The organism is Paenibacillus sp. FSL H8-0332 (assembly GCF_037963835.1).
Taxonomy (GTDB): Bacteria; Bacillota; Bacilli; order Paenibacillales; family Paenibacillaceae; genus Paenibacillus_AQ; species Paenibacillus_AQ rhizoplanae.
Map to the genome: position 1 here is coordinate 4,086,811 of NZ_CP150145.1, position 21,937 is coordinate 4,108,747.

The 21,937-nt window shown below is 48.1% G+C and carries 25 protein-coding genes; 6 read left to right on the top strand and 19 right to left on the bottom strand.

Annotation, left to right across the window (positions count from 1 at the left end; all coding sequences use genetic code 11):
- Positions 1 to 65 precede the first annotated feature (65 nt).
- Both NST43_RS17800 and NST43_RS17805 read right to left on the bottom strand, forming a co-directional pair.
- A complete protein-coding gene (locus NST43_RS17800; protein ID WP_209992529.1) occupies positions 66 to 266 on the bottom strand; it encodes an ATP-binding protein in 201 nt (66 codons plus the stop codon).
- Complete coding sequence (locus tag NST43_RS17805; RefSeq protein WP_339218391.1) at positions 263 to 520, bottom strand: hypothetical protein; 258 nt, start codon at positions 518 to 520, stop codon at positions 263 to 265. Before NST43_RS17805 ends, NST43_RS17800 begins: the two co-directional genes overlap by 4 nt.
- A 69-nt stretch (positions 521 to 589) precedes the next feature.
- On the opposite strand from NST43_RS17805, the gene NST43_RS17810 reads away from it, so the two are divergent.
- The gene (locus tag NST43_RS17810; RefSeq protein WP_339218393.1) at positions 590 to 970 is read left to right on the top strand and encodes a hypothetical protein; all 381 of its coding nucleotides are present in this window, start codon (positions 590 to 592) and stop codon (positions 968 to 970) included.
- A 78-nt stretch (positions 971 to 1,048) separates the two neighbouring features.
- Here NST43_RS17810 and NST43_RS17815 read toward each other — a convergent pair whose 3' ends face one another.
- Both NST43_RS17815 and NST43_RS17820 read right to left on the bottom strand, forming a co-directional pair.
- The gene (locus tag NST43_RS17815; protein WP_339218394.1) at positions 1,049 to 1,906 is read right to left on the bottom strand and encodes a metallophosphoesterase; all 858 of its coding nucleotides are present in this window, start codon (positions 1,904 to 1,906) and stop codon (positions 1,049 to 1,051) included.
- Between the two features lie 8 nt (positions 1,907 to 1,914).
- On the bottom strand, positions 1,915 to 2,253 hold the full coding sequence (locus NST43_RS17820) for an NUDIX domain-containing protein (RefSeq protein ID WP_339225460.1): 339 nt from the start codon (positions 2,251 to 2,253) through the stop codon (positions 1,915 to 1,917).
- 87 nt (positions 2,254 to 2,340) lie between these two features.
- Between NST43_RS17820 and NST43_RS17825 the strand changes: the two genes are divergently transcribed.
- Both NST43_RS17825 and NST43_RS17830 read left to right on the top strand, forming a co-directional pair.
- Positions 2,341 to 2,760: a hypothetical protein gene (locus tag NST43_RS17825; RefSeq protein WP_339218396.1), complete on the top strand. Its 420-nt coding sequence runs from the start codon at positions 2,341 to 2,343 to the stop codon at positions 2,758 to 2,760.
- 53 nt (positions 2,761 to 2,813) lie between these two features.
- The gene (locus tag NST43_RS17830) at positions 2,814 to 3,719 is read left to right on the top strand and encodes a serine protease (RefSeq protein ID WP_339218397.1); all 906 of its coding nucleotides are present in this window, start codon (positions 2,814 to 2,816) and stop codon (positions 3,717 to 3,719) included.
- A 117-nt stretch (positions 3,720 to 3,836) separates the two neighbouring features.
- Here the strand turns inward: NST43_RS17830 and NST43_RS17835 are convergent, their stop codons facing one another.
- Positions 3,837 to 4,133 carry a hypothetical protein gene (locus NST43_RS17835; protein ID WP_339218399.1) on the bottom strand — a complete coding sequence of 99 codons (297 nt, stop codon included), beginning with the start codon at positions 4,131 to 4,133 and terminating at the stop codon, positions 3,837 to 3,839.
- A gap of 83 nt (positions 4,134 to 4,216) precedes the next feature.
- Between NST43_RS17835 and NST43_RS17840 the strand changes: the two genes are divergently transcribed.
- Positions 4,217 to 4,873 carry a hypothetical protein gene (locus NST43_RS17840; RefSeq protein WP_339218401.1) on the top strand — a complete coding sequence of 219 codons (657 nt, stop codon included), beginning with the start codon at positions 4,217 to 4,219 and terminating at the stop codon, positions 4,871 to 4,873.
- Here NST43_RS17840 and NST43_RS17845 read toward each other — a convergent pair.
- Positions 4,843 to 5,415 carry a TetR/AcrR family transcriptional regulator gene (locus tag NST43_RS17845; RefSeq protein ID WP_339218402.1) on the bottom strand — a complete coding sequence of 191 codons (573 nt, stop codon included), beginning with the start codon at positions 5,413 to 5,415 and terminating at the stop codon, positions 4,843 to 4,845. The two genes, NST43_RS17840 and NST43_RS17845, sit on opposite strands and share 31 nt — an antisense overlap.
- Before the next feature lie 156 nt (positions 5,416 to 5,571).
- Here NST43_RS17845 and NST43_RS17850 point away from each other — a divergent pair, with 156 nt between their 5' ends.
- Positions 5,572 to 6,558, top strand: coding sequence for an NADP-dependent oxidoreductase (locus NST43_RS17850; protein WP_339218403.1), 987 nt, complete (start codon positions 5,572 to 5,574; stop codon positions 6,556 to 6,558).
- Between the two features lie 372 nt (positions 6,559 to 6,930).
- On the opposite strand, the gene NST43_RS17855 is transcribed toward NST43_RS17850, so the two are convergent.
- The 6 genes from NST43_RS17855 to NST43_RS17880 all read right to left on the bottom strand — a co-directional run bounded on the left by NST43_RS17855 (position 6,931) and on the right by NST43_RS17880 (position 14,469).
- Complete coding sequence (locus NST43_RS17855; protein WP_339218404.1) at positions 6,931 to 7,452, bottom strand: CPBP family intramembrane glutamic endopeptidase; 522 nt, start codon at positions 7,450 to 7,452, stop codon at positions 6,931 to 6,933.
- Between the two features lie 231 nt (positions 7,453 to 7,683).
- Positions 7,684 to 8,910, bottom strand: coding sequence for a glycoside hydrolase family 5 protein (locus NST43_RS17860; protein ID WP_339218405.1), 1,227 nt, complete (start codon positions 8,908 to 8,910; stop codon positions 7,684 to 7,686).
- 1 nt (position 8,911) lies between these two features.
- Positions 8,912 to 9,397, bottom strand: a complete 486-nt coding sequence (locus tag NST43_RS17865) for a hypothetical protein (RefSeq protein ID WP_339218406.1) — start codon at positions 9,395 to 9,397, stop codon at positions 8,912 to 8,914.
- Positions 9,398 to 9,487: 90 nt separating this feature from the next.
- Positions 9,488 to 12,067: a glycosyl hydrolase gene (locus NST43_RS17870; protein ID WP_339218408.1), complete on the bottom strand. Its 2,580-nt coding sequence runs from the start codon at positions 12,065 to 12,067 to the stop codon at positions 9,488 to 9,490.
- A 473-nt stretch (positions 12,068 to 12,540) separates the two neighbouring features.
- On the bottom strand, positions 12,541 to 13,119 hold the full coding sequence (locus tag NST43_RS17875; protein ID WP_339218409.1) for a hypothetical protein: 579 nt from the start codon (positions 13,117 to 13,119) through the stop codon (positions 12,541 to 12,543).
- Positions 13,120 to 13,293: 174 nt separating this feature from the next.
- The gene (locus tag NST43_RS17880) at positions 13,294 to 14,469 is read right to left on the bottom strand and encodes an MFS transporter (protein ID WP_339218411.1); all 1,176 of its coding nucleotides are present in this window, start codon (positions 14,467 to 14,469) and stop codon (positions 13,294 to 13,296) included.
- A gap of 130 nt (positions 14,470 to 14,599) precedes the next feature.
- Between NST43_RS17880 and NST43_RS17885 the strand changes: the two genes are divergently transcribed.
- Positions 14,600 to 15,502, top strand: coding sequence for a LysR family transcriptional regulator (locus tag NST43_RS17885; RefSeq protein ID WP_339218413.1), 903 nt, complete (start codon positions 14,600 to 14,602; stop codon positions 15,500 to 15,502).
- Positions 15,503 to 15,652: 150 nt separating this feature from the next.
- Here the strand turns inward: NST43_RS17885 and NST43_RS17890 are convergent, their stop codons facing one another.
- The 7 genes from NST43_RS17890 to NST43_RS17920 all read right to left on the bottom strand — a co-directional run bounded on the left by NST43_RS17890 (position 15,653) and on the right by NST43_RS17920 (position 21,915).
- Positions 15,653 to 16,504, bottom strand: a complete 852-nt coding sequence (locus NST43_RS17890) for a MurR/RpiR family transcriptional regulator (RefSeq protein WP_339218415.1) — start codon at positions 16,502 to 16,504, stop codon at positions 15,653 to 15,655.
- Between the two features lie 61 nt (positions 16,505 to 16,565).
- Complete coding sequence (locus NST43_RS17895; protein WP_339218417.1) at positions 16,566 to 17,627, bottom strand: MupG family TIM beta-alpha barrel fold protein; 1,062 nt, start codon at positions 17,625 to 17,627, stop codon at positions 16,566 to 16,568.
- A 19-nt stretch (positions 17,628 to 17,646) separates the two neighbouring features.
- On the bottom strand, positions 17,647 to 19,065 hold the full coding sequence (locus NST43_RS17900; protein ID WP_209992549.1) for a PTS transporter subunit EIIC: 1,419 nt from the start codon (positions 19,063 to 19,065) through the stop codon (positions 17,647 to 17,649).
- Positions 19,066 to 19,092: 27 nt separating this feature from the next.
- Entirely contained in the window at positions 19,093 to 19,980 is an 888-nt protein-coding gene (gene murQ, locus NST43_RS17905; protein ID WP_209992550.1) for an N-acetylmuramic acid 6-phosphate etherase, read from the bottom strand.
- A gap of 65 nt (positions 19,981 to 20,045) precedes the next feature.
- Positions 20,046 to 20,393, bottom strand: coding sequence for a hypothetical protein (locus NST43_RS17910; RefSeq protein ID WP_339218420.1), 348 nt, complete (start codon positions 20,391 to 20,393; stop codon positions 20,046 to 20,048).
- Between the two features lie 399 nt (positions 20,394 to 20,792).
- Positions 20,793 to 21,341, bottom strand: a complete 549-nt coding sequence (locus tag NST43_RS17915) for a hypothetical protein (protein ID WP_339218421.1) — start codon at positions 21,339 to 21,341, stop codon at positions 20,793 to 20,795.
- Positions 21,342 to 21,669: 328 nt separating this feature from the next.
- Positions 21,670 to 21,915, bottom strand: coding sequence for a hypothetical protein (locus NST43_RS17920; RefSeq protein WP_339218423.1), 246 nt, complete (start codon positions 21,913 to 21,915; stop codon positions 21,670 to 21,672).
- Positions 21,916 to 21,937 lie beyond the last annotated feature (22 nt).

Below are 21,937 nucleotides of genomic sequence, written 5' to 3' on the forward strand. Positions count from 1 at the left end.
GAAATATTTGAAGTTATAAATTACCCATAAGACGCGACTGGGCAAACGGGAAACGCAAGTTGAACTTACCCAACCTTCTTCCAAAAACTAAACCGCGCCCCGCCCAGCTCCGAGCGGGAATAGGTCAGCTCCCCGTTCAGACGAGCCGCTATCTGGCGGCAGATGGCGAGGCCGAGGCCGGTCACTCCGTTCGCTCCGGTATAGAAACGCTCGAAGAAGGATTCCCGCTCCTCCACATCCAGTCCCGGACCGTTATCTTCAATCACGCGGCTCCCGGCACCTCCGGGTTCACCCGGATGACCACTTGATCTGTCGTATGCCTAACCGCATTCTGATCAAATACATGAACATCCTTATCCAGCCTTTCCGATCTTACTTCTCTAGAAAAGCCACGTTCGAGTGATTTGTCGTGATTGTCGTCGGCTTCATGCTGCGCGCCGACCATCTGGACGTTACTTCGGTGATTCGATATCTCTCGCTGAATCCCCAGTGTTACAAAACGCTCATTCATTTCTTCCATTAGTCGGGCTGGTCCCTTTCGTCGCTGCGGCAGAAGTGGCTCCAGATCGTGCGCCAGCATGCACCTCTCTTGGTGGTGAAGGATCGCGTTGTCCTGGTCGGAGATGGGATGAAACAAGCCAAGGAAGGCCGCCGGATGCCAGGGGTCAAGAAGCTCCACCAGGAATCGGAAAATGTCTCCAAGGATGACTATATCTTTGGTCATTTGTTCGGTGCCATCGGCATTCTCGTCGGCGATTCCCAGAAGTGGTCCTGCTTGCCCTTGTTCATTAATCTACAAGATAGCATCCAAACCATTCTGGGCTGGAAGAAGGCCGAGGGCGAAGCAGTGACACCTTTCCACGTTGTTCAGATGATTGAACAAGGCTTCGAAGCGGCCAAAGGCTTCGGTCAAGCGTTACTGCTCCTAAATCGGTACTTCTTGTCCGTTCCGGCCTTGGAGCGGATGTAGAACTTTTGACTTTCCAGTAAACCTATAACAGTCATTACTATTAACCATTTTATTTTCATTTCTATTCCTCTCAATATGCTATTCATACGACAACCGCCTGGAAGATACATGGGGTGAAATTACTCTTCCATCCCAAGTACCCGTTATCCCTAACTCATTGGGGGTGATTTTCTGATAGCCACCTTCCATTCCTTCTATCTCAATATTGCATTGGTCATCAATGGATATAATCGCCGATAATGGTTGGCTATGTAAGATAATATCTTTGAGAAATGGATATTTGTCGTGAATATCACGGGAATAGCAAAAGTGTTCTAATTCCGGACCAAACCATTTGTAAGATATGGAGTTAAGGGTGAGGTAATACGTTTTATTGATTTTTTCCATTGAATCGGTATGGTCGTGACCATTAACACAAAGTAATATTCTCTTGCCATTAGCTGTTGCTTGATTAATAATTTGTTGTACTTCTTCTCGGTTGGATACACCACGTTTTCTAAAGCTGTTCTCTAAGCTGTGATGCGATAATATAACGATGGGCAGCAAGCTTTCTGAGATTTCTCGTTGCAGCCAAATTAATTCGTAATCCGGTATGAAGGAATTGATAAAGGCTGTGTCGAGTACGATAAACTTTACATTTCCACATTCAAATGAATAGTACGTGTTCTCCATACCCAGCCAATGTTTACCCTCTTCTTTCGTACACAGGTCAGAATCATGATTGCCTATTACGTGGTAATGTGGCTTTTCAAATCCATTAAATAGGGATCGCAATTCTTCGTTCTTCTCGCATGGATGACAGAAATCCCCAAGCTCAATGATAAAATCGACCTCTGCTTCACGTGCCCTCGTTAAGAAATGATTTAATCGTTCTCCCCCATCTGGAATCACATCATGATGTAAATCTGCAAATAGTGCAAATTTCATACCACCCATTGGATGACCTACCTCCTGTCACGAATATAATTTTCCAAGAAAGCCTGCGCCAAGCTGTCCTTTTTAATATTCTCTCTGGCTTCTGCGATGGAAACCCACGTTGCCGCATCAACCTTTTCCGTTATTCCATCTAACCTCTCATCCAAAACCGTACAGATATAGTTAAAAATCAGTGTATTGCTTTTCTCGAAATACTGGCTACTGTTATACCTAAGATCTGAAACCTGCATCCCTAATTCTTCGATTTCACGCACCACGGCATGTTCCGCATTCTCGCCTGGACAGTCAAAAGTTCTTGTCGAAAAATAACTGCATAGAAAAATAACCCAATTGAGCGAAGGTCTGATATCTTTAAGTTCTCACACTAAAAGGAAGGACCGCCAAATGGGTTACAAGAAGCAGTTTACCCCATTTCCGAGCAATTGACCATAACTATGCTTATATACATGAACAACCTTACCCAGCCTTTCCGTTCTTGCTTCTCTAGAAAAGCCACGTTCGAGTGGTTCGTTGTGATTGTCGCCGGCTTCATGCTGCGCGCCGACCATCTGGGCGTTACTTCGGTGATTCGATATCTCTCGCTGAATCCCCGGTGTTACGAAACGCTCATTCATTTCTTCCATTCGTCGGGCTGGTCCCTTTCGTCGCTGCGGCAGAAGTGGCTCCAGGTCGTACGCCAGCATGCGCCTCTCTCGGTGGTCAAGCAGGCCACCTCGGGGCTGTTTTTCCGCTATCTGCGAACGCCCTCCCATGCCGTAGTCTCTGAAGCCAGTGTGGCCACCTATTTACGCAAGTCTATTTTTCACCTGTTTGCCCAAAATCCGCACATCCATTCTTACATATCCGCAGACTGACCGTCACAACATGTCTCACTCCTCAATAGTATAAAACTAAAGGGGGAGTGATTATGACTCGAAGGGTTAGCAGATTCCTCTCATTCCTACTGGCTGTTGAGGCTCTAACATTGGGCATCCATATAGCCGCAGCTTCTGCCGTCAGCAAAGTGTCCATTACATCCACGACTGTCACCAAATCCGGCATTGAGGTTCGGCCTTACACCAGCAACCCCGCATTATCCAAAGAAGATCAAGCAAAAGCCTATCGTGATTATAAAAATCTGACACGTGTCGTTATGGTAGAGAAGTATGTACTGTCCGGCGAAGGAGCCAAGACAAAGATAGGCATTGGTGCAGGCTTCATGTTACCTGGAGGATATATTGTCACTAATAATCACGTGGCCCCCACCAGCTATAATGGAAAGAAATTACGATTCCAAATCACCTTTTATGCGCAAAAATCGGACGGGTATCTGCTTGGCTCACTAGTGGCAACAGATCTTAAGGATGACCTCTCCCTGCTGAAGATTGACGCTAACAAAATCCCCAAGAGCTATCAGGACAGCTATTTCAAGGAGTTCAATCTTGTACCAACGGCCAACGAAAAGGTGACGGTCATCGGGCACCCTACTAAGCCAATAGGAAATTCAGACACTCTGACTACCAAGAGGTACACCTGGACACCGCTCTACGGAACATTCACCGCCGATGATGTGGCCGTTATCCGCAAATCGAAAAATGCATCAACACCCGATGTGTACACGCACTCCATGGAATTCAATGTGCAGACCTGGCCCGGAAATAGCGGCAGTGCAGTCATAGATTCGAGCGATAAAATAGTCGGCGTAATCTCCTCCACCATCCTTGGTAAACCACGGTCCTTTGCCACCAGTTCGAAGCTTATTTTACAGTTCATAGAGAACAACAATTTGTCTGAAGCCATTTTTGGACACGCCGCTGGCGGAGGTCAGAGTTAGTTAGATGTATAGAACAAAGGCGGGACTCTTTATGAGCCCCGCCTTCTGTATTATAAGTATGCTACTGCGGAAGTCTGCAATGAATGCATTATTTCTTCTTTGGTGTAATAATGATCTTCATAGAATGTGAACGGTGGCAACGTCCTTACCTGCCCACAGATTGAAGCTGTAGCCCGGTACCCACAAATGCCACGGTGCGGCGTCAACAAAAAAAGCCACATCCGCATAAGTATCCCAGGTACCCTCCACTTGACTTGTGATCCTGACCAATACGGTCCAGGTATCCCCATGCATGACCCCGTCAATGGCCTCCCCATAGTTTACAACAATGTCCCGTATCCATTCATTTCTTGAGAATTTGCTGGGGTCGCGGTGCCAGGTTATTAGAGCTTGTGCGTGTCTTATGTCGTTCATGGGGTTACCTCTTTTCTATTTGTTGTATAATAAATCAAGCAAACTAATTGGATGTGAGGTGGAATATGAGGAAATATTTATATATGGTGATCATTTATGCTTTAATTCTTACGATCGCAGGTTGTGCCAATGATGAGCAGGTTACATCCGATACGCTGGCGATCAGAGCAGCAACAACTGAATTAGGGATCAAACCTTCCACAAACCAAGTGGAGGATTTTCTTAATAAAAACCGGAAGTTCATCTCCAGCTATGACACGGATACTTGTTTTAACATTACCCCGGACTTTGTTGCGGAAAATTCTGAATTCTCTGTATTCAAATACTCTATTTCCTCAGGATCTTTTCTTCTATATGATGGCGAATTTTACTCTTTAGGTATGTTTGGCGGGTTGACTAGTGTAGCGCTTGCCGATCTGGATAGGGATAGCCGGTATGAATTATACTTTACCTCTGGATGGGGTTCCGGGATTTACCGCTCACAGATCGGCTACTTCAATCCTGCTACGAAAAAGGTCACTGTGTTTGATTTCCAGTACTTTGACCATGACATGATACTGACCACCGACGAGCCAGGAACTTCTCTATTCGTTAAGGAAGCAGCTATTGAATATGTATCACTAGTGGATTTAAAATTAAAATCCGACAATAAGCTAATTGCCACTATTGTTTCGGAAAAGGGTAAAATTAAATTAAGTTATTGGAAAACTCAATACAGCCCCAGACCGTTCATTACATAAGGACGAACATTGTCTACGAGCACTTCGGTTTGATTCTTATCCCCGGCATTTAACCAATAATGCGCAGCGCCATAGATCGCTGAACCTGTCATGGCCGCCATGATTTTGATATGATGAATGTCCATCCCAGGGTGGGTATTGCCTTTCAGAAAAATGCTTTCTATGGTTTGCTGCAGCATTTTCTTTATTTTGTCATCGACCAGCTTAGCCATCGGATTGGAATCTATTCTGCAGATCCGATAAAAATCCGTGATATATTGATGCGTCATTATGATCAACTGATCACATATATCGTCCGTGAACTCCTGTGCATTCACCACTAGCTCAGGAATCCTCTCATAAAACGCCATTTCTGTAACTTCGTCCAGCAAAGCATATTTATCTTCAAAATGAGCATAAAAGGTGGCACGGTTAATGGTGGCTTCCTGAGCGATATCTTTGATCGTGATTGCATCAAATCCTTTTCTCTGCAACAAATCTCTGAACGCTGTTCTAATTAACTGTCGAGTGCGCAATACCCTAGGATCTTCCTGATTTACCACTTCTATATCTCCTTCTTAAACATCAATGATTACAATGTGTTGCCTATGCAACGTTCCTCTAACTCTGCCGGTTGAACTCTCAAGTCCTCAATATTATTATCTTATCAAACAGATGTTGCTTAAACAATTAGTGTTCAATTTACGAGGAGGATCATCATGAAAGCTATTGCTTTGACAAGCTTTGGAATTCCCGAAGCGCTAGAAGAACTGGAAGTACCCGTTCCCACACTCACCGACACACAGGTTCTCGTCGAAATGCGCGCCTCATCCATCAATCCCGCAGATCATCTGTTTCGCAGCGGCGCAATTCTTCAGAGTCCGATGGCCGATAAATTCCCGGATCAATTTCAATTGCCGCTTGTTCTTGGTAATGAAGTAGCCGGCATCGTTAAAGAGGTTGGCGGGAACGTGAAACATTTCAAGCCGGGGGATCGTGTCATGGGTATGGTTCAGAGGGGCTCCTACATGGACTATGTTGCGGTGGAGGAGGATCTCCTTGCCGTCATTCCTGAGAGTCTGTCCTTCGAAGAGGCTGGCGCCGCGCCTACGGTTGCCCTGACCGCCTGGCAAGCGCTGTTTGAGCATGGCCATCTTCAACCGGGTCAACGTATTCTTGTTCAGGCAGGTGCAGGAGGCGTGGGACATGTGGCGGTCCAATTGGCCAAGCAGCATGGAGCATACGTTATCGCAACCGCGAGGGACTATAATCATGATTTTGTCAAAGGGCTCTGTGCAGACGAGGTAATCGATTATATGAAAGCCGACTTTGCCTCCCAAATCACAGAGCCTGTAGATATTGTTTTGGATTCTGCTATGGACCCATCCAGTTTCGGTACCGGGTTACCGGGAGAGATCGGACAGAAAAGCTACTCGGTCATCAAGGATGGCGGCACCTATATTTCAGTGGTGGCATTCGCGCTCAATCAATATCCGAAGGTCCGCGGCATTAACGCCTATTTCTTCCAGGCAAGACCTAACCGTAGCGATTTTGAATCCATCGTTCGCGAGATGAAAGAGAATAAACTGACTATCCATATCAATGAGGCTTACCCCTTTACTGCTCAAGGCCTGCTCAAAGCGTATCGCCAAAGCGAAGAGTCAACCAAACGGGGGAAAATCATCATATCGAAAAATCTTGGATAAATGCCATGACTGGTGGAATGGGAATGTGTAATCTGCATGAAGAAAGCTCTATCCCCTAAGGATTAGAGCTTTCATATCTCATCCATCGATCAATGATCGGCTGGCCGCTCAGGTGCAGCACGTCATGGTGATCTTCGCTGAGAAGCCATTGGTACTTTTTGGAGATCAGGTAATATTCATTGATGTGCCATACCTCAGGGATCACCTGGAGAATCGTCGCCGTCTTCCCCTCATAGAGCCACAGCTTATCATAACAGTCCTCTGCAATGAACCAAATGAGATCATCTTCAATCGGACAGATAGGGAATCCACATCTGCACCTTATTTCCAGCTACTCGGATGGACTTCACTAGCACTTTGACCTCCATTCTGTTATCCCTTCTCCCCTCTCATCTGAATCACCTTATATTTGAACAGCAGCGTAATCCCCAGATTCATCAGAAAATGGACAAGGATCGGGACCAGCAAATTATGCGTCTGCACATAGATCCAGCCGAAGACCAGACTTGGGATGGTGATGTTCAGCAGCATTAGCGGCTTGCTGTAGTACTGGACATGCATTCCCACAAACAGCACTGTGGTGATTCCGATGGCGAGCCAGGGCTGGGGAAGGTAGAGATTCAATACATTTTGTATAATTCCCCTGAACAACAGCTCCTCAAATAAAGCCCCTGCCAATGTAAAGCATACAATCGCAGCGAGTGAATAGTTCTGATAGCTCTTGTTCGTCTCGTCAATGTAGCTGGCAGGCGTAAGCAGGGTCAGGACATCGTAGATGACAAGGGCAAAGATAACGGCTGCACTGATCAGGGCGAAAACGAGGAAGACCAGAACAGCGTCTTTCGGCTTGAATTCCTTTTTGGCTTGTTGCGGGGTTTGGGTTGAATGATCCATGACTTCCTCTCTCCTCCTCTTCTTGAATGACTACGTAATTTACAATCTTCAAAAGCAAAGATAACATAACAGACATTATTACCACAAGAATGAGCCTGTTACGCGCCGTACAGAGGGCAATATCTTCAAGACTTATCATCTTCTTAAGCACAAAAAAGCTCCCGTGATCGCCACAGGAGCTCCCTTCATCTTTTTGCAGACCATGTTATCTGCCGCTTTACGCTGAATAGCTTATTGCATCCCCTGCATAATGGCATTGATAATGCCTTGCTGGGTGACGGTGTTGTTGTAGCGGTTGAACAGAGCGAAGCCGTGCTGGCCGTTATAGCCATTGTCCCAATAGACCGGTACGGCCTTGTACTTCTTGGCGGTTGCGATTACGGCTTTGGCATAGGCGGCGCGGTAGTTATTATTGCTGGAATCGTAGGATGATTTGTCAATCGAGCCGAATTCTCCGATCACTACAGGGTAGCCCTGGGTCGTGAATTTATTGTACATGGATTGGAGCTGCGAGTTCAGGTAATCCTCCTGTCCCCAGGTTGATTTCTTGGAAGGGTTTGTCGCTGACGCTCCCCACTGCGTGATATTCCCCGATTCCTCACCGGCAAAATCCCAAGGGGAATAGTAGTGGGCGGAGATCATGATTCTTTTTTCCGAGCCGGGTATGGCGGATGATCTGTAATTGTCAGTTGGGAGTACGAAGCCGTAATTGCCCGCTGTGTAGTCGATATTCGTGTTCCAGCCCGGAATCAGCAGCCATCTGGCGCTATTGTTGCCGCCTGTCTGTCTGACCGTATCCACGAAGATCTGATTGTAAGCATTCAGGTTGGCGTAGTAAGCGAGATTCGGGTTGTTGTAGTTGCCGTCAAACACCTCGTTCATCGACTCCAAAATAAGCCGCTCCCCATAACCAGCGAACTTATTCGCGATCTGCTGCCAGACCTTCTGGTACTTCTGCTTAATGGCCGTCTGGTTGCCGCTGTTCACTAACAGCCAGCTGCCTTGAACGGAATTAAAGCCGTCCCCGTGAATATTAATGACGACATACAAGCCTTCATTGTATGCATAGTCAACGACTGCCTTTACACGATCTAGCCATGCCGAGTTGATCGTATAGCCGGGAGCGTTCCCTATATAATTCAGGTAGGAGACCGGGATGCGGATGGTTTTGAAGCCTGCTGCTTTGACCTTCTGGATCAACTGCGGCGTAATGGTCGGGTTATTCCAGGCGGTCTCACTGGGGATCCCGTTCACCGAAGCTTCGAGCGAGTTGCCCAGATTCCATCCGGCCCCCATTTCGCTGACAATCTGCGAAGCCTGCAACGATCTGAAGTCCGAGGTCAGCGCAGCTGACGCCTCTTCCGCAGATGCGCGGGAACCCGAGCTGCCTAGCAAGGTGGATGCCAGTAATACTAGAGCAAGGCTGTAGGTTCCGTACTTTTTGATTTTGGCTAACATATTAGTACCTCCGTTCCTTAGATTGAATTCTAACTACAAGGCAACACACAAGCATCGCTATGGAAATCCCGAACATCAAAATGTATCCATTATAAAACAGAGTATTGGTATACTGATTAATCCAGCCGAAACGAAAGACTACGGAATCCTTACTATTTGTGAAGCCTTTTAAGTTTTGTTCTAATGCACTAATTTTGTTTAGTTCACCAAATATCATGAGTACTAAAGTGACAAGCGAAAGAAATGGAATAACTATCGTTGTGACTGTTGGGGGCAGCTTTCTAAGAGATTCAATAGATTTCAAAACCAAGAGTATGAGGAAGATGGCCAGCAATAGCAGACTAAGAATCAAAACTACTATGCCGGGATTTCCGTTACCTGATGTCCCTTTTCCAAGTCTATATTTAATAGTAGTAAGATCGGCCACAAAAATACAAAGTACATTTAACGCCAGCAGGATGATTGTTGACCCATACCTTCTTTTCAAAATAACACCTCCGGTATAATGTACTCCCCGCCAAATCACATCATTTCATGACTTAGCGGAGAATGGGTCAACAGCAACGGTTGAGGACGCTTAAGGCTCCATCCCCCACACCAGTTGCCCGTTCACATATGCTGTAACCTGCTCATGATCCGCAAACTGGGTGCTGACAGCGTTGAAGGAGTAGTCGTTCGCCTGATTGTAGCCCGACCAGTTGACCTTAGCGAAGCGGGTCTGGATCTCGGCGCTCTGGCCGGGGTTCAAGGTGCCCGCAGCACTGGTGAAGCCAATCTCCAGCGCATAATCGGCACCGGCGGCCGGAGTGTCCAGCTTCACGAAGGTCCCGGTGACGTTCGCATTTCCGATGCTGGCCCAGTCGGTCCAGAAGCTCTGCTGCTGCTCGCCGTCAATCGTGTAGTAGTACCGGAGCTTCACATTGCTGAGCTGGACCGGCGAATTCCCGGTGTTGACTACTTTGAACTTAGGTGCGATTCCGTTGGTCGAAGCACCGGTACTGCCGTTGTAGGCTTGGATGGTCAAGTCGCCCGAAGGCTGCGGAACGCTGCTATCCTCTACGTTCACAGTAAGCACAACCTCTGCGCCTCCGCTAAAATGAAAGGTGATCGCATTCTGGCCGAGCGGCAGCGTGGAGAGATAAGCTTTTCTCAGAACAACCGCAGTGTCAGTGGCCGTGTAGTCCTGACCGGGGACAAGCGTGTAATTGCCGCTCTTCAGGCTTGTCAGCTGATGCCCCTGTAAGGTAAGCGCTACAGAAATATCCTGTGCAAGATTCGCCGCCCGGTCAAACAGCGCATGGTCTGGTGAGATGGCAACGCCTGGTGTTGTATCGATGACTTTTACTTTTAACACGGGATCTTGGCCCTGATTGAAATCCAGGACGATAGAATGCTCGCCAACCGGCAGCGTTGCCAGGAACGCCTTAGTGAGCAGCAGGGTGTTCCCGCTTACTGTATAGTCCTCGTTCTCAGTCAAAATGGCGGTGCCAGAACGAAGGGCCGTTAACGTGTTGCCGTTCAGATTCATAGTGACGGTCTGGTCGGTCTGATGAGCCGGAGCTTTGTCAAATTCGACCATGGATGGTGTAATGGTTGCGCCCGGATGAGGATTATTCCCCTTCAGATCGGGCAGCTCGTCCAGCGTAATAACATAATCACTCTGGTACAGAGTGGTCAGCGTAGCCGGATAATTGAACGCCGTGCTCATCAGATGCTCTCCGTACCATGGGAGGAAGTAGAGCCAGCCCGCTTTTTCATCGGTCAGATTCTGCACGCTGGGAACGGTGTCGTTCTCGGTCATGGCTACCATCTTCTTGCCACCAGTTAAGTCCACCAGCTGATAAAAGGTCGAGCTAATCGCGTCCTCATTCGGCACGCCGGATAGTCCGTCATAGCGGTTGTAAATCGTGTTGTATTTATCGTAGCCGACAATATCCACCTGGTCATCCCCTGGATACCATGCGGGAGAAGTGCTGTACACATAGCTGTTATAGGTCCAGATCAGGTTGTGCAGGCCGTAAGTCTCCGTAAGCTCGGTGTAGAGCTGATCCCAGAGCTGCTTGTACACCTCCGCACCTGCCGAAGCCCACCAGAACCACGCCCCTTCCCCATTCAGCCCGCCGTTGCCCTCTGCCTCATGGTAAGGACGGAAGATCACGGGCACGTTGTTCTCCTGCAGAATCTGCAGCTGCTCCGCCAGATCCTGAATGGCCAGTTGCAGGTATTGGTATTCTTTCGTTCCCGGAATCACAGCATTTGCAGTATTGAAGTTAGTTTCGGTAGGCTTATAGGTAGCCTTCTTCCAATCCACAAATTCCCCTAACTGGTAGGCGGTGAAGTCACGGGGAACGGTAAGATGCCAGCTATTGGTCGCAATCCCGCCCTTGGTATTCACCCAGTCGATCATGCGGGCGGTAGTGCCGTCCTCCCAGCCATACAGCGGATTATAGTTCATAAGGTCAAACCCGCGGACTGCCGGAAGCTTGCCTGTCAGGTTGTGAATCCAGTCGAACTCCAGCTCGGAGTTGCCGTCATTCCCTCCGCCGTAGATCTCCTGCTGGCCCGAGAGCATATGCTTCCCGTACACCTCCGTCAAATAATTCATCAGGAGCTGCGTTTCGGGCGTGGCCTGAGCATCAGAGAGAACGGGCTGCACAACCAGGGGGTCCAGGTTCGCATGATCCACCGTGAAGGTGTCGAAATAAGCGAATCCCCAGCCTGCTTTTACCTGAATGGTATTGCTGCCTTGATTCAGCTTGTGGTAGCCGAAATTGAAATCCTTCCACGTAGTTGTGTAGGGCAGCATATACGAACCCTTGGCAGCACCGTTAACGATTAATGCCTGCTGTCTGCCATCCGGGCTCAGCTCCTGCATATAACGGGTGGAGATCGTATACATGCCGGTTTCCGGGACAGTTACGGTGTAAGTTAGTGTGCCGGAGTTCTGCATCCAGACAAAACCGCTTCCCGAATAGCCGGGCTTCGGCGTTCCGTAAATCTGGGTCGTCACTTGCAGATCCGGGGTGAGCTGGGCATCCTCGCTTTCGATGGTGATCAATGCAGGGTCAGCGTGGGCCACAGGCGGGGCGTTCATCCCTCCAAGCAGCAGCGTACAGGCCAGCAGCAATGTTCCTGTTCTTTTGAGCCATTTCTTCATTTTCTTCTTTCCTCCCCATGATAAAAATGGTAAAACCTTGGTTAACCTATCAGATCATGGTTGCGCTTTCATAGCAAAGATAACATGTATACCATAATTTGTAAATACAAATTAGCAAGTGTGCTCAACGGTATGAATTGCCGGAGGGTTGGAATGTTAAGTTCATCGTGCGGGGAGGGAATCTAGTGGAAAAAGTACAACTATTCGAGCACCGATGTGGTACTTGCGGGTAGCAGTTGGAGAAACAACACTTAATTTGTGCAAATTCCGCCGATTTCATAGAATCGTTAAAATTAAGTGCCTTTTTTCCAACTGCTGCTTGAAGCGGGGGTGGTTTGGCAGGAGCAGGTGTACTTTTTCCAACTATGTTCCCTTGTTGATTGGCCTCCAGACAGGAGTTTTCGTAAAATGCCTCTCCCGTAAGCCGATGCGATTCTATCAAAAGCTTGTCCCTACCAGAGTCAACTCCCTGCTCAAGGTGCAAAAACCTCCGGGTTGTCGCTCCGCCAAGCGCCGATGCAGCCGATTAGGCAGGCGGTATAGGTTCGTAGCACTCTACCTTCCCCGCTATACTCGTATTCTAATGCGATGTTTATGCCCTCGCCCCGCCAGGCGATAATGCGGCCGGAAAATCCGGGCCATTCACATTCTTCATCCAGCTGCGCAGGACCATAGGCAGCGATCGATTCCTCAGGCGAAGAGTTCATCGTAATGCCCTCAGGTAAAATAACGGGATAAGGCACTTCGATCCGGTCGCCCGAACCAGGGGGAAGAAAGTGGATGGCGCCGATGATCCATTCATCGGGATTCGTATACTGTAGTCCGGTCAGCTCATTGATTTTGGGTATACGGTAGAGATCCATCCTTAGAGATGCTTTTGTGCACGAGATCATGGTATCGTTGAAATAGCTCTTCGCCGCCGGCATGCGCTTAACGCCATAGGGCTTGAGCAAGGCTTGGACCCTCTTGGGATCATACGGCTGGCCCAGCATGGCAATAAGCTGAACGGCGGGTTCATTCATATTCATATCCAGGTTCATATTCAAATTCATATTCATGTCCTCCCCTTCGCCTGACTTGTAGTCTATTCATCCGCTCCCATTATAACAAAAACGCACTCCCCGATATATCTCAAGAAGTGCGTTAACGTTTCATTTTCTTTTCTTTAACGCCACAGCATCCGGTCAAGGGTTACTTGGTATTCTGGAACTTCAGGCCGTCGGCATTCAGCTCGAAGCCGTACTCTTCCTTAGAGCGTTGCCCTCGCGAGAGCTTCTGCCTATCATCAGTTGTACCGCGATCATAAGTACAGTGACCACAGCCATGCCGATCAGCGCGGGCTGGAATGAACCCGAGGCATCGTAGATACGGCCAACCGCGAGCGGTCCCAAAGCTCCGAGAAAATACCCGCCCCCCTGGTTAAGCGACGACCAGGAGCTGGCCTCTTCCGCCCGCTCTGTCATTAAGAGCGGCAGCATCAGAGCCAGCGGGAATAACCCGCCAGCACCAATACCGAGCAGCACTGCGCTCAGCAGCGGTGAGGCTGAGCCCAGAAGGAGCAGCAGTCCGCTTAGCTCGAACAGACTGCACAGCACAAGCCATAACGTGCGCCGCTGGAATCTGGCCACAAGGATGGGCACGAGGATGCTTACCGGAATCTGTATCAAAGTGAAAAGTGTGAGCAGATTGCCCGCTTCATGCTTGCTATACCCCATGGATGCGGCCATCGGGGCCAGCCAGGCAGTCAGCGAATAGAAGATGCTCGCCATAAGACCGAAGAACACGGTCAGCAGCCAGGCTCTGCCGTTAGACAAGGGCAGCCGGGCATGTGCAGCCTGCTCCTTCAGCGGTATGGACCGCGCCGCAATCCTCCACCAGACCGGGAGAGCGGCAAGCGACAAGACTGCCCATACCGCCAGGGACAGCTGCCAGGAATTCTCCAGCCAGGTATAGACCGGAACAGCCAGCCCGGCTGCGAGCGAAGCGCCCACCACCATTGAGGCGGAATACACGCTAACCATCGCTGAACGGCCGGGAAAATGACGCTTAATGAAGCCGGACAGCAGCGGTCCGGCAATTCCGATCCCTACGCCTGCTGCCAGTGCCGTCAGAATGAGTCCGGACGATGAAGACAGGAACCCGCGTGCGGCTGTCGCCGCCCCGATCAGTACCATGGCCCCGAAGATCGTGCGTTCCAGACCAAAGCGGCGGCTGATGCTCACGGCAAGGGGTGCGAATATCCCCATACACAGGACTGGCAGTGTTGTCATCAGGCTGGCCTGCAGGCTGTTCATCCCCAGATCACTCTGAATGTTACCCAGCAGCGGTGAGACCGAGGTGATTACCGGACGCATATTTAATGAGGCTGCCAGCAAGGCAACGAATAATAGTAAGAAAGGCATTTCCATCACTCCATATCTGTATTTTGTATATAACCTGAGTATACGGAGATGTCATATATTGATCAATACTATTGTTTATATTATTATAATAGCAATTGACTATGATCTTATCCCGAATGGAGTGAATTACATGGAAACCCGTCACCTGCACTATTTCATGGCCGTCTGCGAAGAACTGCATTTCACACGCGCCGCTGAGAGGCTGGGCATTAGCCAACCGACACTAAGCCAGCAGATTAAAGTGCTGGAAGGAGAAATGGGCATGCCCCTGTTCGACCGGATCGGCAAGAAAATCGCTCTTACCGAAGCGGGGGCCCTCCTGAAGGACTACGCAGCCCGGATGATTCAGAATGAGCAGAATGCCAAGGCAGCGATTAATGAGCTGCGCTCCGACAACCGCGGCATGATCCGGCTTGGGGTGCTACCCTCTGATCTGGACTACCGTCTAACGCCGATGCTGGTCAAATTCCATGCCGATTTTCCAAATATCCGGCTCCAGGTCTTCGCTTCAACGCTTATTCAACAGGAGGTGCTGGAGAACAAGCTGGACATCGGCATCTGCCTTCCGGGTCCACGTGATTCCATGCTGACTCAAGTGGACTTGGGCTGGGAGCCTTATCATCTGATTGTCCGCGAAGATCATCCTTATGCCGCGATGAGCCACATTGAGCTGTCCTCGCTTCAGCAGATCCAGCTTGTGATGTATCCGCGCACCTACATCGGTAGAGAGCTGGTGGAGAATACCTGCCGAGAAGCTGGCTTCGAGCTGGAACCGATCATGGAGACCGGATCAGCCACCTCGCTGCTTCAGCTGGTCAAGGCCGGGATTGGCGGCACCGTACAGCCGCGCGGACTGCTTGAAGGCATGGAGAACAGCGGACTTTGCTCCATTCCGATCCTGAATACCGCCCCCTGCCGCAACCTCAGACTGATCTACCGGGCAGACCGCTATATCAGCCACGCCACCCATACCTTCATCAGCAGCCTACGCCGGTTCCTGATCGACAATCTCCGGCTGGAGGACGGGGGATAAAGACGATCCACTGGACAAACAGAGCAGGAGATAAATTCTTTCAGAAAGTAAAGAATGCATCCTATGGGCGGGTGCTCCAAAATAAAGAGCTGTCCCAAGCAGCCATTTCATGACTTTTAGGACAGCCCCCTTCTATACAAAGGTTCAACATCAGTCATTCAAAACTTCAATCATCTGCCTAGTCTTCGCCAGCTGCTCCACAGTAAAATCATGCTGGGCAGAAGCATATACGCTAAAGACTATATCAAGCACGAATAATTGGGCAAATCTTGAGCTGGTTGCCGCACTGCGAAGTGTGGCTTCCGGGGCTCGTGATGTAAATAAAGAAACATCCGCCAGCTGGGAAAGCTTGTTATTTCCAGGACGGGTCAGGCTGATGGTTTTGATCCCATGCTCCTTGGCCCGTTTGGTTAACTGAATGACCTCGCCCGTCTCCCCGCTATACGAAATCCCCCAGAAGACAGCGTTCTCTGACTTCGTAGCCATAGCTGCCGCCAATAAATGACGGTCAGAAATAGCATATACATTTTTACCGAGCCGCAGCCATTTCTGTGCCGCATCCTCTGCAATAATGAAAGAAGCCCCTATCCCATACACATAAATAACCTCTGCCTGCTGTAACAGGCTCACGGCCTGCTCAATCGAATGCGCGTCCAGTTGACTGGCCGTATTCTGAAAGGTCAATATGGTATTCGACAACATTTTATCAATGATCGAATGCACCGTCTCATTGGATTCAACATCAAAGTAGCCCACATAACTCGTGTTCTCTACTTCAGCGGATAAACGGATTTTGAGCGCGGGGAAGCCCTCGATGCCCACGGACCGGCAAAAACGGACAACCGCCGCACTGCTTGCCACCGCTTTCGCCGCTAACTCATGTATAGACATATGCATCACTTCTTTAGCATTGGCGAGAATGTACTCGGCTACCTTTTTTTCTGACTCAGGCAGTTCATTTAAGACCAGTTCAATCTGAGAAATCATACTTCCTGCTGCCAAGTTCTAAACTCCTCTCCTCAGTCTATTCTTCTTATTGTAACAAAACAGAGGGGAGTAATCATTAAGTAGCAGCAGTGAAGCAGAAGCGCCTTCCGCCTTGTCTGACGTAGTCCAATAGAGGAAGGTCCTCTTCGATCACATGACCAATCACATTAACCGCTTCATGTGCCGGCAGATCTCTTAATGTGACCTGTAACTCATGTTCATAGCGGCCATATAAATTATTATCGACGGTAATCGTCCCTCTGGGCCGCTTGTTCGTATGCATAGGCGTAATACTTCGGGTCATTCCATAACGTTCCTGATCTGTCCGTGCACTCTCAGAGCGAATCACATCACGGGCCGCATCAAGCCGGTTCCGGTGGACCTTATCCCATAAGGCATAAGGCGATGCCTGGGTAACCCGCAAGGGAATAACCCCTTCCTCATACCGCTGAAATTGAATCTGTGACCCTTCTGAAAGGGTTAAATCGCCAACGAAAATTTTGTCCACGGCACAATCCTGCTCTAATTCCAGGTAGGCCAGAAAAGAAGATTGATTCCGGTGCTTCTCTAAGGTAGGCAGACTTTGAAATAACGGTTTTCTCTTCAGTCCGTCTCCCGGAATAAAGGCCATCGTCGTAATCCCTTCCGCTTGCAGCCACCTGTTCTTCGCGATGAACGATTCTTTCTCCAGACCTGTCTCCGGGCGGGGATAATAATTATGCCAGGCTTCAATGTTCTCAAGACAAATCGAATGCTCCTTCAATGCTGCTAAGAATTCCGGGGTTAAGGTACTGGCATTTAAGGCAATTGTCATTCTGTTGGAGTAGGCGGCAATGTCACGGGGCTCGAAGCCGAAATCCATCCGCAAACCTGTAACACCAGCCTCCAACAGAAAGGGCAACGAAAAGTTCTCCAGTGCCTTCCCGGAAATATCCGCCATCAGGTCCATTCCTAACCGCCGGGCAGTCTTTGCAATCTCCAGCAGTTTCTCCTTCAATACTCCAATATCATCTTCCGGCATATGAAGAGAGGTGAATATTTCGGTACAGCCTGCAGCCTTCATGTGTTCCATATACTTCACATTGTCTTCTAATGTGCGGTCCGCTACAAAAATTGAAATTCCGAGCACTGGAATCACCTCAATATCTCAGAGTCGCTTAATCCTGTTCTGCCATAGCCTCTTTAGGTGTACCGAACAGATAAGTGGCAATGAATCCGCCAGCGTATGCTGCGATTAAGCCTATTACATATTTCAGCCATAATCCATTTGCAATCAAGGGAATTAACGCAACCCCGGAAGGACCAATGGCAATGGCTCCAACGTTGCCGAATAAACCGATGACCGCACCACCAATCCCGCCGCCAATACAAGCTGTAACAAACGGACGGCCCAGCGGTAAAGTAACCCCGTAAATCAAGGGCTCGCCGATTCCCAGAATACCCACCGGAAGAGCGCCTTTAATCATGTTCGTCAGTGATTTGTTCTTCTTGCAGCGAATCCATAAGGCGATGGAAGCCCCAACCTGACCTGCCCCAGCCATAGCCAGCATCGGAAGCAGCAGCGTCATCCCTGAATCATTGATCATCTCAATGTGAATCGGTGTCAACACCTGATGCAGCCCTAACATCACCAGCGGCAGGAACGCTGTTCCTAATACAAAGCCTGAGAAGGCTCCGCCCACTTCTAACGTCCAGTTAATCGCTCCGATTAAATTACTGGAGATGAATCCGGCGAACGGCATGATGAAAAAGATGGTAATCAGCCCTACGGCCAGCAAGGCGATTGTAGGGGTAACGATAATATCAACCGCATCAGGAATCACTTTGCGCAAATATCTCTCCACGATGGACAGAATCCATACGGCGATGAGAACGCCGATCACTCCGCCTTGACCTGGTGTCAGAGGTGTACCCGTAAATATATTAGTTATGGTCAGGTCCGCTGTAACCCCTGTTAACAGCGTTACCCCGCCGATTACTCCCCCGAGAGCAGGCGTAGCTCCGAATTCTTTGGCGGCATTAATACCGACATAAATCACCAGGTAACTAAAAATCGCATTTTTAATGACATTTAAGATCGTCACATATTGCTGCCAGGTTGCTGTGTCTAAATTACCCGCTGTAATATTGTTTGTCAGAATCGAGCCAATACCGGCAATTAATCCAGCTCCTACGAATGCAGGGATAAGCGGGATGAATATATTTCCGATCTTCCGTAAAAAGTTTTTGAACGGAGTATCGTTCTTCTTTTTTAGCTGCGCTTTCATTTGTGCGCCTTTGGCCTGTAATTGTTCAGCCGAAGTGGAAGGATCGCCCTCAGGACCGCTTGCTTCCAACACTTTACCGAATTCTTCAGCTACTTTGGTTACAACTCCTGGTCCGAGAATGACTTGATAGGTTTCATCATCCACTACTCCCAGAACCCCGTCGATTTGCTTCAAGTCTGCTTCAGCGATTCGGCTGCGGTCCACAACGGTTACACGAAGACGAGTCATGCAATGGGTGTACTCGGTTACATTTGCACGGCCGCCGATAGCCCCTAATATGTTGACCGCTAAATCATGATATTTACTCATGTTGATTGCCCCCTTCTTCTGATCGTATTATTGAATCGCCTGACGGACGAAGCCTTGTGATTCTTCCAGCCGCTGCACAGCTTCTTCTTTCGTTAGCCCCGCAAGGATCATTACAATAGCAATCTTAGGCTTCTGATCTGCCTGCTTCAGAACACGCTCTGCCGTTTCAGCATCACATTCTGTCGCATCCATGACAATCCGTTTGGCACGTTCTACAAGCTTTTCATTGGTTAACTGTACATCCACCATTAGATTTCCATATACTTTGCCCGTACGAATCATTGAAGCTGTGGATAACATATTGCAGATTAATTTCTGCGAACTTCCGGCCTTCAAACGTGTTGACCCGGTTAACACCTCCGGTCCATTCACGACTTCGATCGCAATCCCGGCAATTCTGCCAATCGCTGAATCTTTGTTGCAGCTCACGGCTACAGTGGATGTTCCAATAGACTTGGCATATTCTAATCCGCCGATCACATAGGGTGTGCGTCCGCTGGCGGCAATGCCGACGACAACATCTGAGGCTGTCAGCTTAATATCCTGTAAATCCTGTACCCCTAATTGTTCATTGTCCTCTGCACCTTCGACTGCTTTGATGAACGCCCTCTCTCCCCCGGCAATTAGCCCAATGACCTCCTCAGGTGCTGTTCCAAAGGTTGGCGGACATTCAACAGCATCCAGCAGGCCGATACGTCCGCTTGTTCCAGCCCCCATGTAAATTAAGCGTCCGCCTTGTCTGATCGCCATTGTAATCACTTCCACGGCTTCGGCAATCTGCGGAATGACTTGTTTCACAGCTTGTGCGACCTTGTGATCTTCTTCATTCATCACTTCCAGAAGCTCCAGCGGCGTTAATTCATCCAGATTCATGGTGTTCTTATTGCGGGTCTCCGTTGTCAGATGCTCTAACATGATTTCCATCATCCTTTTCCGTTTATGAAATCGCTCTCTAAATGCAGAATACCATTACTGAAATATTATTTCAACATTATTATTATTTTATTGAAATTAAATATCATCAAAAAAATTGAACACATACAAAAACAAACCCCTGCGATGCACACAGGAGCTTGTTCATGTATCCTTCTTCTATATTCACCCTTCACGCCTCCATCACCCCCTCCTAACCGATAAGTAAAAGCCTTCTTCTCCTTCTTCCTACCGGTGAACTCAAACCGCAGTTCTGATTCCCCCTCACTACTCCTTGCGAATTTAAGGCTATCGGATTTAAATCTCTTCATATCCAACGGATCAATTCCGAATTCCTTGTAGAGGAGAACTGTTAGCTTAGCTGCTGTATCTATTAGCGTCAGCATTCCTTCCATCGAAGAACGGGCAATCAGATAGTTCTTGTTCGGTGAAAATATAGTATTAGACTGCCGCTGTGGTCGTTCAACTAACGTATCCCGTTAGCGCAACTTTTTATATGGTCGTGGAGTTAATTCAGGTTTCTCTTTTCTCCACCATTGTACGGTCTGAGTAAGTTGTTTTATCGAAACTACTCGGTAAATCTCTTGCAAAACAACTAATTAAAATACAGCCATCCCATTCAACAAAATGGCGTATTCATCGTTATTACTAGCCCCTGAAGGTTTGGTTTTAAGCAATAGTGTAGACATCGCTTCATTAGTTATCATGGTAACCTCCAAGGTAATTGAATGAATAAATGTATTGAACAAACGTTTCCTGTTAGTTGATCAATAAAACGTTACCTTGACATTAGCTTATTCGCGTTTATGATCTAGCCCTTTCCCAAAACAAGTCTTTTGAGGTAAATCCATATTGTTGTATGATTCGAGTAATTCAGAACGAATATCCAGTGTTTTAATAGTGAGTATATATCCATTTATCGTGTTAGCAATCAATTCAATTTCAGATAAATTGTATGAAGTTATATCCATTTTCGAAATGATCACTTGCTTACCAAGCACTTTTGATAAAGAAGAGGTGATTTGTTTCTTTAAATCGTCATTTAAACTTTCAAACTGGAGTACAAGGTTTTCAAGGTCATCCTTACTACCTTTCATCAAACTGTGGGATTGGATAGCACTCTGCTTTGGAGATGAAGACTTGATAGCATAAATCTCAATGATGTCATCCATTTTAAATTTAACGTTTATGCCTTCTTCTGTTTCAACGAATAGGTAGCCCTCATTTAGTTCTCTAGAAACACCACGGAAAAATTCATCTTGATTATTAACCTTAAATACTACAGAACGTCGTTCTTTAACTGTCATCTCAATAAATTGCCTCTTATTCATCATATCATGCAATGTGTTCCCCTCCCTTTTAGAGATAAAGTATTCTATATGAGGTGTGTTATTCCCTTGTCATTAAACTAACCTGCCCGTTAGCTTAATGAAGTATTGACAGTCTAATACTTTATTTTCTCAGGCTAGAACTTTATTATCTTTTGACAGTTCTCGCCTATGGCTTCGATAGCATAGGTATTATCTTGCCTTCTCCCAGCTTCGACAAATTCCAGTTTGGATTGGCGCAGAATCGCCCCTTTTGTCACAAACAGGTGGTATATCGACAGGTTCATTGCGGGTTCACCGTTAGAGTTCTGAATCGTCACCAGGTCCGCATCCTCAGCAATCTTCACCGAGCCTGCGTGCCCTTCACCACATTCAAGAAAACCGCATCCTTATCACTCATACCGTCTCCGACAAAATGAGGATAGCTGATGAACGCTTCACGCTTCTTAGCATTCCAGTCCAGTGAGAGCATCACGGTACCATTCATCAGTGTGGCCCCCCTTGCGGAGGTGGTAATCGGCGAGTTATTCAGATAGATTTGAATCGCGGGTAGCTGGGCGGTTTGAGTGGAACCGGAAGCTGCGATCATAAAGTGCCCTACTCTCTCAGAA